The following is a 15,476-nucleotide window of genomic DNA, read 5'->3' on the forward strand; positions in this document are numbered from 1 at the left end:
GGCGGGGGCGTGGTGGTTTAGAGGTGGTAGGCGTACTCGGAGAACTCCCAGTCGGTGACGTGCCGGCCGAAGCGCTCGACCTCGTCGCGCTTGTAGGAGAGGAAGGAGGCGGTGAAGTCCTTGCCGAGGACATCGGTGAGGTCGGTGTCCGCCTCCAACGCGTCGAGCGCGGCGGGCAGGCTCATGGGCAGGGTGGCGGAGCGGGCGGTGTCGTAGCCGTAGCCCTCCAGCGGGGCGGGTGGTTCCTCGCCCGCCTGGATGCCGAGCAGTGCGGCGGCGATCGTGCCCGCGATCAGCAGGTAGGGGTTGGCGCTGGCGTCACCGAGGCGGAGTTCGAGCCGGGCGCCCGAGCCGCGCTCCGGGGGGACGCGGAGCATGGCGCTGCGGTTGTCCAGGCCCCAGTCGATCAGCCAGGGAGCGAGCGTGTCGGGGCCGAAGCGCTTGTACGAGTTGACCGTCGGGTTGGCCAGCGCGGCGAGCGCGGGCGCGTGGGCGAGGATTCCGGCGATGGCGTGCCGGGCGGTGGCGGAGAGTCCGTACTCGCCCGCCGGGTCGTCGTAGGCGTTGCGTCCCCCGGCGTCCTCGCAGGAGAGGTGGAGGTGGAAGCCCGAGCCGCCGGCGTCGCCGAAGGGCTTGGCCATGAAGGTGGCCAGGTTGCCTTCCCCGCGGGCCAGTTCCTTCACCGCCGCCTTGAAGCGGAAGGCGCGGTCGGCGGCGTCCAGCGCCGCGGAGTGGGTCAGGTTGATCTCGTACTGTCCGCCGTCGAACTCGTGGTTGCCGGTGATGACGCCGATGCCCAGGTCGCGCAGTTGCCGCAGGGTGCGCAGCAGGTGGTTGTCGGGGTCGGCGCGCAGTCCGGCGGTGTACACGGCTCCCGTGGTCTCGGGCGACCTGCGCCAGCCGGTGGGCGTTCCGGGGGCCGGTTCCAGCAGGAAGTACTCCAGTTCGGGACCCACGACGGGCCGCAGTCCGTGTTCGGCGCACCGTTCCAGGACCGTCCGCAGCAGATCGCGCGGTGATTCGGGGACGGGGACGCCGGTGGCGGGGTCGTTCACCTCGCCGAGGCAGACGGCGACCCCGGGTTCCCAGGGCAGCGCGGTCAGTGTGGACAGGTCGGGGCGTACGGACACGTCCGGCAGGCCCGCGTCGAGGCCGCCGGCGACCGGGACGACGTCGCCCTGCGGGGTGGTGTGGTAGACGGCCCGGCAGAAGGCCAGGCCGTGCTCGCAGGCCGAGGGCAGGTGGTCCACCAGCACGTCGCGGGCACGGTCGGTGCCGATCAGGTCGGGGTAGCTCACCCGGACCACGTCGATGCCCTCGGCGGCGAGTCGGTCCATGTGCCGGCGGATGTCTGGAGTGTCTTGGGCGCTCACCGATGTCTCCTGAGGAGTGTGCGGATGGACGGTGGAAGAGGCGGTCGCCGGACAGGGAGTTGACGGGCGACGACCGCTCCAGGCGGCTCGTTTGAGTCCGAACGGTATGAAGGAGAGTCGGACTCCCGCAAGAGGGGACACGTAAAAAATTATCCACCTGGACAGCTATTGACCGGGGGCGGTCGGCTTCCTATGTTGTTTGAAGCCAAACGAGTAGGGGACGCGGTTCCACCGCATCCCTTTGGCCGAGGGGTCCGGTCGTCACAGGCCGGGCCCCTCACACTCCCCTTCACCCCCTTTCCCCGACGCCCTCACCCACTGGAGGACCGGCCATGAAGGTCGTCGTCGACATGAACAAGTGCCAGGACCACGGCCAGTGCGTCTTCGCCGCGCCCGACGTCTTCTCGATGGACGACGACGGCCGCCTGCTGTTCGTCTCCGACCCGGACGACGCCCTGCGCGACGAGGTCGAGGAAGCCGCGGACGTCTGCCCCCTGCAGGCCATCCGGATCGAGGGCTGAGCCCCATGAGCGGACGCATCGTCGTCGTGGGGGCCTCGATGAGCGGCCTGCGCGCCGCCGAGCAGCTGCGCGCCGCCGGCTGGACCGGGACGATCACCGTGGTGGGCGACGAGCCCCACATGCCCTACAACCGGCCTCCGCTCTCCAAGGAGGTCCTGGCCGGCAAGGCGCCGTTCGAGTCGCTGGCCTTCACACCGAAGGCCGCCGCGGCGGACGTGGAGTGGCGGCTGGGCACGAAGGCGGTCGCCGCCCGTCTCGCCGAGCGGACCGTCGACCTCGACGACGGTTCCTCCCTCACCTACGACGGACTGGTCGTCGCCACCGGCATGCGGCCGCGACGGCTGCGCTGTCCGGGCCCGTCGGCCGGACGCCACACCGTCCGTACGATCGACGACGCCCAGGCACTGCGGGACGAGCTGACCCGGCCCGGCGCCCGCGTGGTCGTGGTCGGCGGCGGATTCATCGGCTGCGAGGTGGCCGCCACCGCGGTCGGGCTCGGTGTCACCGAGGTGACCGTCGTGGACCCCCTGCCGCTGCCCATGGTCGGGCCGCTCGGCGAGCTGCTGGCCTCCGCTCTGCTCACCCGGCACGAGGAGCGCGGGGTGCGCTTCGCGCTCGGCACGGGAGTCGCCGGATTCGAGGGCGACGAGCGGGTGACCGGTGTCGTCCTCTCCGACGGGAGGGTCCTTCCGGCCGATGTCGTCGTGGAGTCGGTCGGCTCCGTCGCCAACGTCGAATGGCTGGACGGCAACGGCCTCGACCTCTCCGACGGGGTCCTCACCGACGAGCGGCTGCGCGTCGGCGGCTGGCCCGACGTGGTGGCGGTCGGCGACGTGGCCCGCTTCCCCAACGACCGCTACGACGGCGTTCCGCGCCGCGTCGAGCACTGGTCCATCCCCACGGACACCGCGAAGTACGCGGCGAGAACCCTCGTCGCCCGTCTCACCAGTGCCGAGCCCGAGACCGCGCCCTTCGCCCCGCTGCCCACCTTCTGGAGCGACCAGCACGAGTTCCGGCTCCAGTCCTTCGGCGCCCCGGCCCTCGGCAAGGACGACGTACGGGTCCTGGACGGCGACCCGGACGGTGACGTCCTGGTCGGCTACCACACCGACGACCGCCTGATCGGTGTCGTCGCGCTCGGCGGCCAGAAGGCCGCCATGGGCGCCGCCCGCTACCGCGCCCAGCTCATGAAGCAGCCCGCCCCGACCGCTTAAGGAACCCCCGCCATGTCCCCTGTCCGCGGCTTCTTCCACCCCAAGACCACGAGCGGCGCGTCGTCGCTGATCCCGAACCCGCCGTGGCACTACTCCGGCGACCTGCTGACCGTCGAGTACCGCACCGACCCCGCGCGGGTGCGGGAAGTGCTGCCCGAGCCGCTGGAGCTCGCCGACGAGGATCCCGGCGCGGTCGCGCTGATCTGGGCCGACTGGCAGTCCTGCTCGGCGTCCGGCGAGGAGCTGCTGGACCCGGTGCTGTCCCAGTACAAGGAGGCGTTCGCGGTCGTCCGGTGCAAGTACCAGGGGCGGACGTTCTCCCGCTGCGTGTACATCTGGGTCGACAAGGACTTCGCGATCGCCCGGGGCCTGCACCAGGGCTACCCGAAGAAGCTCGGCTCGATCCACCAGACGCGCCCCCATGCGTACGGGCCCGCCCCGCGCATCGAGGCCGGCGCCCGCTTCGGCGCCACGCTCGCCGCCGCCGACCGGCGCCTCGCCCAGACGGTGGTGACGCTGCGCGAGCCGTCGGACACCAACGGCTTCGTCAACGCGCACCCGATGGCCCACCACCGCTGGCTGCCGTCCATCGAGAAGGGCAACGGCCTCGCGCTCGACGAGCTGATCGAGACCGGTGCCGCGTCCTTCGAGGCCGGGCAGGCCTGGACCGGGGACGCCGAGCTGGAGCTGTTCGAGGCGCCCACCGAGGAACTGGCCCGCCTGGAGATCCGCGAGCCGATCGCCGCGTACTACCGGCAGGTCGGCGTGGTGTGGGACGGCGGCCGGCTGCTGGCGTCCGGCGTCTCCGAGACCGCATGACCCCCGTACGCATCAGCACAGGACCTGGAGACCGGACATGACCGAGCACATCACCACCGTGGCCGGCGTCGCCGTCGACACCCGGCACTGGATCGGGGGCGAACGCGTCGCCTCCGCCGCCACCTTCACCGATGTCTCGCCGATCGACGGCGGCACCCTCGGTGAGATCTCCCGCGGCACCGCCACCGAGGCCGCCGCGGCCGTGGCCGCCGCCAAGGCCGCCTTCCCCGGCTGGGCCGCCACGCCCCGCGCCGAGCGCGCCCGGATCCTGCACGCCGTCGCCGACGGGGTGGAGAAGCGCATCGAAGACCTGGCGATCGTCGAGACCCACGACAACGGCGCCCTGCTCCGTTCGCACCGGCGCGGTGTGATGCCGCGCGTCGCCCACAACTTCCGCTTCTTCGCCGACTGGCTGCTGAAGCTGGAGCACGAGGACTTCGAGACCCGCGGCCACACCAACCACGTCTCCTGGGACCCCGCCGGCCCGTCGGTGCTGATCACTCCGTGGAACGCCCCGCTGATGCTGGCCACCTGGAAGATCGCCCCGGCGCTCGCGGCCGGCAACACCGTGATCCTCAAGCCCGCCGAGTGGACCCCGCTGACCGCCTCCCTGCTGGCCGACATCGCCGCCGAGGCCGGGCTTCCCGCCGGAGTGCTGAACGTCGTCCAAGGCCTCGGTTCCGAGATCGGCGACGCCCTCACCTCCCATCCGGACGTACGCCGCATCAGCTTCACCGGCTCGGTCCCGACCGCCCGGCGGATCTCCGAGTCGGCGGCGGCCCGGCTCACCCCGCTCAGCCTCGAACTCGGCGGCAAGTCACCCCTGCTGGTCTTCGCCGACGCCGACCTGGACCTCGCCGTCGACCTGGCGGTCGAGCAGTACGACAACGCCGGACAGGTCTGCCTGGCCGCCACCCGCTTCCTGGTCGAGGAGACGGTCGCCGAGGAGTTCACCCGCCGGTTCGTCGAGAAGGCGAACGGACTGACCCAGGGCGACCCGCGCGACGAGGCCACCGACATCGGGCCCAACATCCACCCGCGTCAGCTGGAGAAGATCGACGGGTTCGTGCGGCGGGCGCTCGCCGCCGGGGCCCGTGCCGTCATCGGCGGGCACCGGGGGGACGGCCAGTACTACGCGCCGACCCTGATCACCGACGTGGCCCAGGACTCCGAGATCGTCCAGGAGGAGGTCTTCGGCCCGGTCCTCACGCTCCAGACCTTCACCACCGAGGACGAGGCCGTCCGCCTGGCCAACGACACCCGCTTCGGTCTCGCCGCCACCCTCGCCACCGGCGACCCGGCGCGCGCCGAGCGCGTCACCGCCCGGCTGGTCGCCGGCACCGTCTGGGTCAACTGCTTCTTCGTACGGGACCTCCAGGCGCCCTTCGGCGGCTCCCGGCACTCCGGTGTCGGCCGCGAGGGCGGCACCTGGAGCTTCGACTTCTACTGCGACGTCAAGAACACCGTCACCGCGCCGAAGGGATGGAAGAGCCATGGGTGAGATCGTCGGGGCGGGCCTGCTCGCCCACGTCCCCACCATCGTGCTGCCCGAGGAGGTCCGGCTGGAGCTCAACGAGGGCAAGGAGATCACCCTCGTCACCGGCCTGCGGGAGCTGCGCGAGGAGGTCTTCGAGCGCGACGACTACGACACCGTCGTCGTCCTCGACTCCCACTGGGCGACCACCGTCGAGTTCGTCGCCACCGCCCAGCACCGCCGGGCCGGTCTCTTCACCTCCGAGGAGCTGCCGCGCGGCATGTGCCGTATGCCGTACGACTACCCGGGCGACCCCGAACTCGCCCACAACATCGCGAAATCCGCCGACCGGCACGGCACCTGGATCACCGCGATCGACGACGACCACCTGCCGGTCTACTACGCCACGATCAACCTCTGGAAGTTCCTCGGCGAAGGCCTGCCGGACAAGCGGTGGGTGACCATCGGCGTCTGCCAGACCGGCGACATGGAGGACCACCTGCGCCTCGGCCGCGCCCTGGCCGACGGCATCGCCGCCACGCCCGGCCGCCGCGTCCTGGTGATCGCCTCCGGCGCCCTCTCGCACACGTTCTGGCCGCTGCGTCAGCTGCGGGACCACGAGTCCAGCGACCCGGCGCACATCTTCACCGCCGAGGCCCGCGCGGCGGACGAGGAGCGCATCGCCTGGTTCAAGGAGGGCCGCCACGACAAGGTCCTCGACACCATGGACGAGTTCTGGAAGTACAAGCCCGAGGCGAAGTTCTTCCACTACCTGATGATGGCCGGCGCCCTCGGCGAGCAGGCCTGCGTCGCCACGGCCCGCCAGTACGGCGCGTACGAGAACTCCATCGGCACCGGCCAGGTCCACCTGTGGTTCGACCGTCCGGCCGACGGCTGGACCGGCACGGCAGCACGCCCGGTCCCGTCCCCGACTCCGCCCCCTTCCCCGTCCCCGCGCACCCCGCACAGCCGCGTCTGAGGAGCACCGACATGCCCGAGTACCGCCGCATCCTGCTCGACGGCGCCGCCGTCCAGGTCACCGTCGAGGGCGACGAACTCGTCGCCGGTGACGGCCGCCGCGTCAAGACGGAGGAGGCCCAGCACCTGCCTCCCGTGGTCCCCTCCAAGGTGATCGCCGTCCACCTCAACCACCGCAGCCGTGTCGACGAGTTCGGGATCACGCTCCCCGACACGCCCACGTACTTCCACAAGCCGACCTCGGCCCTGAACTCCCACAAGGGCGCCGTCGTCCGCCCCGAGGGCTGCAAGTGGCTCAACTACGAGGGCGAGGTCGCCATCGTCATCGGGCGGACCGCGCGCAACATCTCGCCCGCCGAGGCCGGGGAGTACATCGCGGGCTACACGGTCGCCAACGACTACGGCCTGCACGACTTCCGCGACACCGACGCCGGCTCCATGCTCCGCGTCAAGGGCTCCGACACGCTCTGCCCGCTCGGTCCCGGCCTGGTCACCGACTGGGACTTCCGCGGCAAGAGCCTGCGGACGTACGTCAACGGCGAGGTCGTCCAGGACGGTTCCACGGACGAGATGCAGTGGGACATGCACTACCTCGTCGCCGACATCGCCCGCACCATCACCCTGTACCCCGGAGACGTCCTGCTCTCCGGCACCCCGGCCAACTCCCGGCCCGTGCGGCCCGGCGACGTCGTCGAGGTCGAGGTCGAGGGCCTCGGCCGCCTCACCAACCACATCGTCACCGGCCCGACCGCCATCCGCGGCGACGTCGGCGCCCAGCCCACCGAGTCCGAGGAGGTCCTGTCGACCGCACTCGGCGGCGACTGGGAGTTCCGCGGCGTCCGGGCGCCCCGCAGGGACTGAACGGCCCATGGACAGCGCCGCGTCGGGGAGAGGAGAAGCTCCCGGCGCGGCGCCCCGGCACCTCGTCCGTCGCCCGGCGGCAGCCCCCGGCCCCCTGCCCCGACCGCGGGACGGCCCGGGACACGGCCGCCGATCCGCGACGCCTCCCCTCCGACCACGGCCGATAGGGTCACATCCATGACCGACTCCGCTGACACCCCTGCCGGCAGACCGCGCAAGCGCGTGCACTACGGCCAGGGGCGTGCGGCCCTGCTGAACGCCGCCGCTCGGGTGGTGGCCCAGGGCGGGCTCCGCGGGCTCACCTACCGGGCGGTCGCCCAAGAGGCAGGTGTCACCCACGGGCTCGTGGTGCACCACTTCGGCTCGCGCGACGCGCTCATCGAGGAGACGCTCGCCCACACGATCCGCACGTCCCTGAACACCAGCGCCCTGGAACCCGGGACCGGCAGGGTCGACGACTTCTCCGTCGGACTGTCCGACATGGTCGAGGCCGATCCGGGCACGCAGTCCTTCCAGTACGAGCTGCTGCTCGAGTCCCGCCGCAGGCCGGAACTGGTACCGCAGATCCGCACCCTGTACGACGAGTACTTCCAGGCGACACGGCGGGAGCTCGACCGCATCCTGCCCGTCGAGGCCGATCCGGCGCTGACCCGGCTGGTCTTCGCCGCCCTGGACGGCCTCGTCCTGCACCAGCTCGTCCTCGGTGAACCCGAGGTCACCGACGCCGCGCTGGAGCAGCTGCGGACGCTGCTGAAACTGCTCGCGAGCGCCCTCGCCGCCGATGCGGCCGATGGGTGACCCGCTGACCCGCGCGAACGTCACCCCCTGCTGAATTCCCGGACCCGGCCCGCCTCGCCCGAGCACCACCGCGGTCGGCTCGCCCGTCGCGCCCGACGGACCGCTGCGGGTGCGGCGGACACCGCGCCGCACCGATCGCGACGGACACCGGCGAGGTACCCGAACCACCGACGCCGGACCGCGTCGGGCGATCACCAGAGCCACGAGACACCCCGTGGGCACCACTCTGTACGGACGTCCTCGTACGGACGTCCTCGTACGGGCGTCCTCGTACGGGCGGCCGCGCGTCCCGCATCCGGCAAGCGGACGCGCCCCGACCCGTCGGCCGCGAGCTCCCCGACCCGGCGCCGTGGCACCGCCGTTGGCCGGATCCCGCCTCCGACGACCCACGCCCGCCACAGCCGACCCGTCGCGCTCGACTCGCTCGACGTCCGCGACCGTACCGGCCGCGAGGCAGGTGACCCGATCGGCCGCAACGGCCTTCCAGGAGACGGTCGTTGCGTCCCCGGACGGGCCTCGGCGCGGCCGCCCGCGCGGGTGCCGCCGACCGCACCTCGCCGACCGTTCTCCCGACCCGGACCACAGGTCCGTGCACACGGCGCGGCGGGCCGAAAATCAGTCGCCGAATCTCTTGCCAAACGCATCGCCCGAGCCCAGGATGAGGCAACTCGTTTGGCCTGAAACGAAACACCCCTTCCCGTTCTCAGTAGGTGATTTCGAGTGGACAGTCAAACAGCGGTCTCGACGCCGACCGCGCAGGAGCCCACCAAGGCCGGCGGTCTCAAGCCCAACTCCCTCGGCGTTCTGGGCATCGTCTTCTTCGTCCTTTCCGCCCAGGCGCCGCTGACCGGCATCGCCGGCGCCGTACCCATCGCGGTCGCCCTAGGAAACGGCGCCGGAGCCCCCGCCGCCTACCTCGGGGCCGGCGCCGTCGTCCTGCTCTTCTCCGTCGGCTTCGTCGCCATGGGCCGGCACGTCGTGGACACGGGCGCCTTCTACACCTACATCGGCAAAGGACTGGGCCGCCCGACCGGCTCCGGCAGCGCGGGGGTCGCGCTCTTCGCCTACTGCGCCATCCAGGCCGCCATGTACGGCCTCTACGGGGCGACGATGAGCGGTCTCGTCGAGAACTACACGGGCACCCATGTCGCCTGGTGGATCTGGGCGCTGGTCACCATGGTCGTCGTCCAGATCCTCGGCGCGGCCGGCATCGAGATGGGCGCCAAGGTGCTGGCCGTCTTCGTGCTCGCCGAATTCAGCATCCTGATCGCCTTCGCCCTCGTGACCTTCTTCAAGGGCGGCGGCCCCGAGGGGCTCGGCTTCACCAAGAGCTTCTCCCCCGGCGCGGCGCTCCAGGGGGCACCCGGTGTGGCGGTGATGTTCGCCATCGCGTCGATGTTCGGCTTCGAGGCGACCGCGATCTACGGCGAGGAGGCCCGCGAACCGCGCCGAACCGTCCCCCGGGCCACCTACCTCTCGGTCGCGGTGGTCACCGGGTTCTTCGCCTTCACGTCCTGGATGCTCATCTCCGCGCACGGAGCCTCGTCGGCCACCGCGGACGTCGGCAAGGCGCTGGAATCGGGTGACGCCACCACCTTCGTCTTCGCGCCCATCACGGCCCTGTTCGGCGCCTGGACGGGCGACGTCCTGCCGGTCCTCCTGGCCACCTCGCTCTTCGCGGGCATCCTGGCCTTCCACAACTCGGCGAACCGGTACCTGTTCTCCCTCGGTCGTGAAGGTCTGCTGCCCCGCGGACTGACCGCGCTCAACAAGCGCCACTCCCCCTGGGTGGCCGGTCTCACCCAGACCGCGCTGGCGGTCCTGCTGGTCATGCCCTTCGCCCTGATGGGCAAGGACCCGGTGCTGACGCTGTTCTCCTGGTTCAGCGGTGTCGCCGTGCTGGGGATGATGCTGCTGTACTTCCTGACATCGGTCTCCGTGGTCGTCTACTTCCGTCGCACGGGCGCCGACACCCGACCGTGGAACACGCTGATCGCACCCTCCCTGGGCGCACTAGGCATCGCCGGCGGCATCTGGCTGATCGTCGCCAACTTCACGACACTCATCGGCGGCGACGCGACCACCGCCCTCTGGCTCGAGGCGGCCGTCCCCGTGATCCTGGCGGCCGGGGTCGTCGCCGCCCGGGTGACGCGGGACAGGCGCGACACCCCGGTGACGGCGGCCTGACCCTCGCCCCGGATCCACGCCCTGGTGCGGCCCGACTCCCGTGGGCCGTACCGGGGTTCCGCCGTTCCCGCACGCGGCGTGGATCGCCGGCCTTACCGAAGGCGCTCCTCGTACGGGACGCCAGGCCGGTGGGGAGGTGACGGAGGCCGACTCCCCACCGACTCCCGGACCTCGCGGGCTCCGCCGGTTCCCCGGCGAAGCCGTACAACAGACCGTTACCGGCGGCCTGTTCCCGGCGGCCCGCGCCACGAACGGCGACGGCCCCGCACGGCGAGAGTGTCGCGGTGCGGGGCCGTCGCCTCCGGTGCGTCCGGTGCGTCCGGAGGGACGGGGCCGTCAGGCCGTGGCGCCCACCACCCGGTCCAGGAAGGCGTCGACGAGGTGACGGGCGTTCGCGCGTGCCCGCGGTTCCATGGCACGGCTGCGGGCGAGCAGCGCGTCCGGGTCGACTCCCTCGCGCAGGCACTGTTCCCGTCCGCCGAGGTCGAGCCAACCGCTCACCGTCGACGTGGTGATCTCCGGGTGGAACTGGACACCGAGGGAGCGTCCGACACGGAAAGCCTGTACGCACACGGAGTTGCGGGCCAGCACCTCGACGCCGTCCGGCGGGAGGCAGTGGTCGAAGTGCCACTGGAACCACGGACCGGACGGGACCAAGGAGGGATCGTCCGTTTCGATCTCCACCCAGCCGATCTCCGGACGGGCGGCCGCGGCCACCGAGCCGCCGAGCGCCGTGGTGAGCGCCTGGGCGCCGAAACAGACGCCGAGAACGGGGACGTCCAGGTGGTGGGCCTCGCGCAGCAGGGCGAGCTCGCCGCCGATCCAGCCGCCCACGGCGGCTTCGTCGTAGACCGACCAGGGGGCGCCCAGCGAGACGATCAGGTCGTGGCCGCCCGCCCGGGGGAAGTCGAACCGCACATCGGGCGAGTGGTGCCGGTCCCGCGGGACCACCGTCACCGTGGTGAGTTCGTACCCCCGCTCGACGAGCCGGGCCCCGACCGGCCCGGGATCCGTCACGTGGTCGTGCAGAACGACGAGTGCGCGCACCGTGAACGCTCCTTCATCCCATCCGGCACTCGGCCGGTCCGATCCGACGAGCCGTGGCCACACCCTTGCGGCGGCTCCTCCACGGATCGTATCGTTTGAATCCAAACTAGATTGCGGAGGTTCCGTATGCCGGACATCACCCACGAGGAGTGGCTGCGCCGCGCCGAGTCCCTGAAGGTCCCGGGCGTCCACCACGTCGACGGCGTGGACGAACCCGGAGCCGGAGCGACGTTCACGGTCGTCTCCCCGCGGGACGGCCGGGTGCTGGCCGAGGTCGCCGACGGCGGTACGGCCGAGGTGGACGCGGCCGTCGCCGCCGCCCGGCACGCCTTCGACACCGGACCGTGGCCCCGCCTGACGCCCGCCGAACGCGGCCGGACGCTGATGCGGATCGCCGACCTGATCGAGGAGCGGCGCGAGGAACTGGCGCTCACCGTGAGCCTGGAGATGGGCAAGCCGGTCAAGGACGCGTACGCCATCGAACTGCGCGCGCTCATCGCCACGTTCCGCTGGTACGGGCAGCTCGCCGACAAACTCACCGACGAGTCCCCGCACACCCCGGGGGACGCCCTCGCGCTCGTCACGCGGGAGCCGGCCGGTGTCGTCGGCGCGGTCGTGCCCTGGAACTTCCCGCTGACGCTGGCCGGCTGGAAGGTCGCCCCGGCGCTCGCCGCGGGCTGCACGGTGGTCCTCAAGCCCTCCGAGAACTCGCCCCTGTCCGCCCTGCTGCTGGGCCGGATCGCCACCGAGGCCGGGCTGCCGCCGGGCGCGCTCAACGTCGTGGCCGGGAACGGGCCGGTGGCCGGGCGCGCCCTCGGGCTGCACCCCGATGTCGACGTGCTCGCCTTCACGGGCTCCACCGCAGTGGGCCGCGCGTTCCTGCACTACGCGGCCGATTCGAACCTCAAGCGCGTCTGGCTGGAGCTGGGCGGCAAGTCACCGAACATCATCCTGCCCGACGCCCCTGATCTGGAACGGGCCGCCGCCACCGCGGCCTGGGGCATCTTCTTCAACCAGGGCGAGATGTGCACCGCGCCCTCCCGGCTGCTGGTCCACTCCTCCATCGCCGATCAGGTCACCGACGCCATCGTGGCGCGCGCGAACGAACTGCGCGTCGGCGACCCCCTCGACCCCGCCACCGAGATGGGCGCACTCGTGGGCGAGAGCCACCTCGGCCGGGTCCTCGGCCACATCGGCTCGGGGCTGGACGAGGGCGCCCGGCTCCGCGCCGGCGGCGAACGCACACTGACCGGGACCGGCGGCAGCTATGTGCGGCCCACCGTCTTCGACCGTGTGGACCCCGGCATGCGGCTGTCCCGCGAGGAGATCTTCGGACCCGTCCTGTCGGTCCTGGCCTTCGACGACCTCGACGAGGCGGTGGCACTGGCCAACGCCACCGAGTACGGGCTCGCGGCGGGTCTGTGGACCTCCGACCTGTCCACCGCGCACAAGGTCTCCCGGGCCCTGAAGGCCGGCACCGTCTGGGTCAACTGCTACGAGGAGGGCGACCTCACCGTCCCCTTCGGCGGCATGAAGCAGTCCGGCAACGGACGCGACAAGTCCGCCCACGCCCTGGAGAAGTACACCGAACTCAAGACGACCTGGATCCAGTTGTGACCGTTCCGCCGCGACCGCTCATCGCGATCCCCGCCCGATTCGCCGCCACGACGTCCGCACTCCGCTACGCCGCCGAGGTCAACGCCCGCGCCCTGGTCGAGGCCGTCTGGCGGGCCGGCGGCGAGCCGGTGAGCGTCCACCCCGCCGCCGACGACGTCGCGGCCCGCCTGGCCCGCTTCGACGGTGTCCTGCTGCCCGGCGGCGGAGACCTCTCTCCGCACACCTACGGCGCCACCGACACCCACGACACGGTGTACGACGTCGACGAGGTCCAGGACTCCTTCGATCTGGAGGCCGCCCGCCGGGCACTGGCCGAGGGGTTGCCCCTGCTGGCGGTCTGCCGCGGGATGCAGGTCGTCAACGTCGCCCTCGGCGGCACCCTGGAACAGGACATGGGCGGACCCGAGAAGGAGCACCGGCACGTCGTCCACCCGGTGACGCTGCGACGCGACTCGCTGCTCGAGCGGGCCGTCGGCGCCGACAAGGCCGAAGTCTCCTGCTACCACCACCAACGGGTGGACCGCCTGGGCACCGGACTGGCCGTCACGGCACGGGCCGCCGACGGCACCGTGGAGGGGCTGGAACTCCTCGGCTCACCCGGGTGGTTCACCGGCGTGCAGTGGCACCCGGAGGACACCGCGCACGAGGATCCCCAGCAACACAGCCTGTTCGAAGCCTTCGTGAGGGCGGCAGCCGGCGGAGGGAGCCGCTGACACCTCGCTCCCCCTCGACCGGGGGCACGAAATCCCCTGCGCGCCGACGGAGTTGAACGGCACGGACCGAGGCCGTGCCGGTCAGGCCTTCGGGCGCCGTCCGCTGCGGCGCGGTGCCGGTTCGGCGCCGTCGAGGAGGGCGAGCCGACGCGCCTCACCGAACTCCTCGACCTGAAGCACGACTTGGCGCAGCCCGTCCGCGACGCTCCGGCACTGCTCGTCGCCGAGACGCGAGGTCACGAACGCCTCTTCCTCGTTGAACTGCGGGAACAGCCGCCGCATCAGCGTCTCGCCGTCGTCCGTGAGGCTGAGCAGGACGAGGCGCCCGTCGGAGGGGTGACCCGCCCGCCTGACCAGTCCGCGCCCCTCCAGGGTCCGCACGACTCCGGTCAAGGTCCCCTTCGAGATCCCCGCCTCCTCGGCCACGTGCCGTGTCTCCGACTCCCCCCAGATCCACACCACCCAGAGCACGACGAACGCCGTCCACGTCAGATCCTCGCCGCGCAGCACCGAGTTCTCCAGATGCTGGCGCACCGCGGAGGCCGCCCGGTAGATGTTGGCGACGACGGCCATCTGTTCGTGGTGGACGGGAGCGCCTCCGAGCTTGGCCTGAGTCAGCTTCTCGGCTTCGCTGATGGATCGCTGTCCCGGCACGGGCACTCTCCTTCGAAGGGAGGACGTCGCGTCGCGAACGTCATTCGAATCCAAATTGTACTCAGTGGCCGGAAGCACGAACCGGGTGACCGTCGGGCCGTGTGACCATCGGCCGTGTGTCCCTCGGGCCGGTCATGTCCTGGGCCCGGTCGACGAGCCCGGGCGGACGGCTCGCGTGTGCGGGGCGGGGTTCGGGCCGGGCCGGGCCGACGGGGTCGGCCACCGGGTCCCCGGGCTCGCCATCCCGCGCAGTCGCCCTGATCCCCGCTCCGGTGCTGGTCCGCCTGCCGCGTGGCGTTCGCTCGTCCGAGGCATGAACGGGGTTGCCTGCGGATGAACCGCCGGTCCTGGAACACGATGACTCTGCCCGCCGGCGATCCGGAGGCGGACCGCCCGCGACGGGAGACCACACCTTGTCCCGCACACACCCCCGGACCTCCCGCGCGCCGCGCGCGCTCCCGTTCCGGCCGTCCGGGCAACCGCGCCGTGGGCGTTGCCGCCCGTGAGGCTGTCCATCGACCGGGACTCCCCGGACCTCTCCACCCTCGCGCACACGCTCTCCAGCGCCCTGGCGCCCCTCAGGGCGGAGGCGGGCGTCCGTGACGAGGTACTCGTCGCCCTCCTGGAAGCGGTGGCCAATGCCCTGCGGCACGGTCGTCGGCCAGGTGGCGGCGGGCGGCCCGTCCTGGTCGACCTCGACGTCTCGGGCGACCAGGTCACGGCGGCCGTCACCGACGACGGCCCCGGATTCGACCCGGCCGCCTACCCCGACCCCCGTACGCCCGAACGCCTCCACCTTCCCACCGGCCGGGGCCTGCTCCTGATGCGCCATTACATGGACAGCGTCGACTACACCTTCCCGCCCACCGGCGGCACCGTCCTGACGCTCCATCGCAGCGTTCTCGCCGCCCGTGAGGAAGCCCGCGAGGAAGGCGGCGGAACACCTGGTACCGAAGAACACCCATGAAGATCGCCACCTGACCGGCCACGTCGGGCCCGGGGTGTTCGACGCGACGGCCGGCGGTGCCGTGCCCTGAGCCGGCGCGCCGATGGCGAACCCGACCGTGCCGGCAACCGTCCGAGCGGTCAGGAAGCGCCCCTTGCGGCCGCGCGTTCCTCGGGCCGGCCGAGTTCGAGCCCGCCCAGTACCACCCGCGACGAGACCGACCGAGGGATCACACCGCCCTGCCGAAACGCGGCCTCTGCGGAGGGCCCGTCCC

14 protein-coding genes are annotated in these 15,476 nt (G+C 72.0%); 11 read left to right on the forward strand and 3 right to left on the reverse strand.

Annotated features, from left to right (window positions below; genetic code table 11):
- Window positions 1-17: 17 nt before the first annotated feature.
- On the reverse strand, window positions 18-1,373 hold the full coding sequence (locus tag ACFYW7_RS06525) for a glutamine synthetase family protein (protein ID WP_389498665.1): 1,356 nt from the start codon (window positions 1,371-1,373) through the stop codon (window positions 18-20).
- 332 nt (window positions 1,374-1,705) lie between these two features.
- Here ACFYW7_RS06525 and ACFYW7_RS06530 point away from each other — a divergent pair, with 332 nt between their 5' ends.
- From ACFYW7_RS06530 to ACFYW7_RS06565, 8 genes are all read left to right on the forward strand, one after another.
- Window positions 1,706-1,894: a ferredoxin gene (locus ACFYW7_RS06530; protein WP_389498667.1), complete on the forward strand. Its 189-nt coding sequence runs from the start codon at window positions 1,706-1,708 to the stop codon at window positions 1,892-1,894.
- A gap of 5 nt (window positions 1,895-1,899) precedes the next feature.
- On the forward strand, window positions 1,900-3,108 hold the full coding sequence (locus ACFYW7_RS06535) for an NAD(P)/FAD-dependent oxidoreductase (RefSeq protein WP_389498669.1): 1,209 nt from the start codon (window positions 1,900-1,902) through the stop codon (window positions 3,106-3,108).
- Window positions 3,109-3,120: 12 nt separating this feature from the next.
- The gene (locus ACFYW7_RS06540) at window positions 3,121-3,927 is read left to right on the forward strand and encodes an acetoacetate decarboxylase family protein (RefSeq protein WP_389498671.1); all 807 of its coding nucleotides are present in this window, start codon (window positions 3,121-3,123) and stop codon (window positions 3,925-3,927) included.
- A 37-nt stretch (window positions 3,928-3,964) separates the two neighbouring features.
- Window positions 3,965-5,428, forward strand: coding sequence for an aldehyde dehydrogenase (locus tag ACFYW7_RS06545; RefSeq protein WP_389498673.1), 1,464 nt, complete (start codon window positions 3,965-3,967; stop codon window positions 5,426-5,428).
- Window positions 5,421-6,380: a 3,4-dihydroxyphenylacetate 2,3-dioxygenase gene (locus tag ACFYW7_RS06550; RefSeq protein WP_389498675.1), complete on the forward strand. Its 960-nt coding sequence runs from the start codon at window positions 5,421-5,423 to the stop codon at window positions 6,378-6,380. Before ACFYW7_RS06545 ends, ACFYW7_RS06550 begins: the two co-directional genes overlap by 8 nt.
- Window positions 6,381-6,391: 11 nt before the next feature.
- Complete coding sequence (locus tag ACFYW7_RS06555) at window positions 6,392-7,240, forward strand: fumarylacetoacetate hydrolase family protein (RefSeq protein ID WP_389498677.1); 849 nt, start codon at window positions 6,392-6,394, stop codon at window positions 7,238-7,240.
- 177 nt (window positions 7,241-7,417) lie between these two features.
- Window positions 7,418-8,038, forward strand: coding sequence for a TetR/AcrR family transcriptional regulator (locus ACFYW7_RS06560; protein WP_389498679.1), 621 nt, complete (start codon window positions 7,418-7,420; stop codon window positions 8,036-8,038).
- A 720-nt stretch (window positions 8,039-8,758) separates the two neighbouring features.
- Complete coding sequence (locus tag ACFYW7_RS06565) at window positions 8,759-10,225, forward strand: APC family permease (protein ID WP_389498681.1); 1,467 nt, start codon at window positions 8,759-8,761, stop codon at window positions 10,223-10,225.
- Window positions 10,226-10,561: 336 nt separating this feature from the next.
- Here ACFYW7_RS06565 and ACFYW7_RS06570 read toward each other — a convergent pair whose 3' ends face one another.
- Window positions 10,562-11,272, reverse strand: a complete 711-nt coding sequence (locus ACFYW7_RS06570; RefSeq protein WP_389498683.1) for a type 1 glutamine amidotransferase — start codon at window positions 11,270-11,272, stop codon at window positions 10,562-10,564.
- A 126-nt stretch (window positions 11,273-11,398) separates the two neighbouring features.
- Here ACFYW7_RS06570 and ACFYW7_RS06575 point away from each other — a divergent pair, with 126 nt between their 5' ends.
- A complete protein-coding gene (locus ACFYW7_RS06575) occupies window positions 11,399-12,889 on the forward strand; it encodes an aldehyde dehydrogenase (RefSeq protein ID WP_389498685.1) in 1,491 nt (496 codons plus the stop codon).
- Entirely contained in the window at window positions 12,886-13,602 is a 717-nt protein-coding gene (locus ACFYW7_RS06580) for a gamma-glutamyl-gamma-aminobutyrate hydrolase family protein (RefSeq protein WP_389498687.1), read from the forward strand. The genes ACFYW7_RS06575 and ACFYW7_RS06580 overlap by 4 nt, the downstream gene beginning before the upstream one ends.
- 81 nt (window positions 13,603-13,683) lie before the next feature.
- On the opposite strand, the gene ACFYW7_RS06585 is transcribed toward ACFYW7_RS06580, so the two are convergent.
- The gene (locus ACFYW7_RS06585; RefSeq protein WP_389498689.1) at window positions 13,684-14,256 is read right to left on the reverse strand and encodes a MarR family winged helix-turn-helix transcriptional regulator; all 573 of its coding nucleotides are present in this window, start codon (window positions 14,254-14,256) and stop codon (window positions 13,684-13,686) included.
- A gap of 502 nt (window positions 14,257-14,758) precedes the next feature.
- On the opposite strand from ACFYW7_RS06585, the gene ACFYW7_RS06590 reads away from it, so the two are divergent.
- Window positions 14,759-15,223, forward strand: a complete 465-nt coding sequence (locus tag ACFYW7_RS06590) for an ATP-binding protein (RefSeq protein WP_389498691.1) — start codon at window positions 14,759-14,761, stop codon at window positions 15,221-15,223.
- Window positions 15,224-15,476 lie beyond the last annotated feature (253 nt).

This window comes from Streptomyces sp. NPDC002580 (genome assembly GCF_042889485.1).
Taxonomy (GTDB): domain Bacteria; phylum Actinomycetota; class Actinomycetes; order Streptomycetales; family Streptomycetaceae; genus Streptomyces.